General features: G+C 63.9%; 1 protein-coding gene. It reads left to right on the plus strand.

The features are described 5' to 3' along the window. Positions 1-2,091: hypothetical protein (locus Q8M85_RS22590; RefSeq protein WP_305549093.1), on the plus strand; the 2,091-nt coding region annotated here is incomplete at both ends.

Here is a 2,091-nt window from a genome sequence, read left to right on the forward strand (position 1 = left end):
ACAGCGGGACGTACACGCGGAACTTCACGTACGACACGGCCGTACCGACGGTGAGCGTGACGAACGGACTGAACCGGAGCGTGAACGCGAAGTTCACGATCACGGGGACGAGCGCGGACGGGTACGGGATCGACTATCTGACGATTACGCAGAACAAGGACGCAGGCGGAGCGGTGACGGTATCGGGGACGGACCTGGTAGGAACGACGAGCTTCACGCTGTCCGAGCTACCGAGGAATCCGGCGGTGCCGGGGACGTATCTGTTGGCGGACGGTGAGTACGTATACCAGATTACTGCGCGGGACTTGGCAGGCAAGGACAGCGTGGTGGCGACGGTGACGGTGAGGATCGACACGTCTGCTCCTGGGACGAACACGATCAGCGCGCCTGCGAGCGGGCAGACGGGAGTGAACGCGCTCTCGGGGTCAGCGTACACGTTCCGTGGAACGACGAGCGACGCGGGCGTAGGGATGGCGAAGGCGTGGTACCAGATCACGAGCGGAGCGAGCGCGCCAGGGTACACGACGACGCCGTCAGACGGCGGGTATACGGAAGTGGCGACGAGCGGGAACTGGAGCTTCACGGACGACTTGGACGTGGACGGAGGCGGAGCGGACACAGGGAGAGCGGAAGGTAAGTGGTATCTGCACGCGATCGCGGAAGACAGCTCGGCGAACCGGAGCGTAGCGACGAGCGTGGAGTTCGACATCGACCAGGGGAATCCGAGTCTGACCGAGGTGATCGGTAGTCCGTCTGTGGTGAACCGGAAGGCGAGTTTTGGCTTAAGCGGGACGTCGTCGGACACGCGAGGCGTGTTGAGCGTGAGCGTGACGCAGAAGAAGGACGAGGGATCGGCGATAGCGATCACGACGAACGGAGTGAGCGGGACGACGAGCTGGAGCTTGGGGACGTTGCCGAGGGATTCCGCGGACATCGGGACGCAGGCATTGGTGGACGGGCTGTACGAGTACGTGGTGACGGTGACGGACCTGTCGGGGAAGACGACGAGTCTGACGCGGACGGTGAGGTTTGACGCGACAGGACCGACGGTGACGGTGACGAATCCGGCGGCGAGTTCATGGTCAGGAAGCGCGGACGTGACGGTGAACGGGATATCGTCGGACCTGACGGGAGTGCGGGCGCTGTACTACGTGATGGGAGCGAGCGAGATAGCTCTGCCGGGGACTGTGACGACGGACCTTGACTGGACGACGGCCGGGTGGACGAAGGCGAGCGGGACGACGAGCTGGACAGCGAGCCTGACGAGTTTGGCCGAGGACAGCCACACGATCTGGCTGCGTGCAGTGGACACGAGCGACAACGTGAGCTCTTCGACGTCGCGGGCGTTTGGGGTGGACCTGAACAAGCCGAGTCTGACGTCGAGCACGCCGTCGGCGAACGTGAACGTCGGGTTTGGGTTGAGCGGTACGTCGAGCGACGACAATGCGCAGGCGATCGTATCGGTGAGCGCGACGCAGAAGAAGGGAGCAGGGAGCGCGATAGCGATCACGACGAACGGGGTGTCAGGGACGACGAGCTGGAGCCTGGGGACTTTGCCGAGGGACACTGGGTCGATAGGGGCACAGTTGTTGACGTCAGCGGCCGACGGCGAGTACGAGTACGTGATCACGGTGACGGACGCGGCAGGGAAGACGGAGAGTGTGACGCGGACGGTGAGGTACGACATCACGGATCCGACGGCGACGATCAGCGCGCCGACGAATCTTGAGGTCGTGGGAGGAACGAGCTACACGATCAGCGGGACGGCAGCGGATACGAGCGGGTCAGGGGTGACGAAGGCGCAGTATTCGTTCACGAACAACGGGTCGGACTGGCAGGACGCGACGGGGACGAGCTCGTGGAGCGCGACGGTGGCGTTGTCGACGTTGGGAGCGGAAGGAGCGAAGACGCTGTACGTGCAGGCATTGGACAATGCCGGGAACGTGAGCGACAGCGGGACGTACACGCGGAACTTCACGTACGACACGGCCGTACCGACGGTGAGCGTGACGAACGGACTGAACCGGAGCGTGAACGCGAAGTTCACGATCACGGGGACGAGCGCGGACGGGTACGGGATCGACTATCTGA

Source organism: Tabrizicola sp. (assembly GCF_030694085.1).
Taxonomy (GTDB): Bacteria; Pseudomonadota; Alphaproteobacteria; order Rhodobacterales; family Rhodobacteraceae; genus Tabrizicola.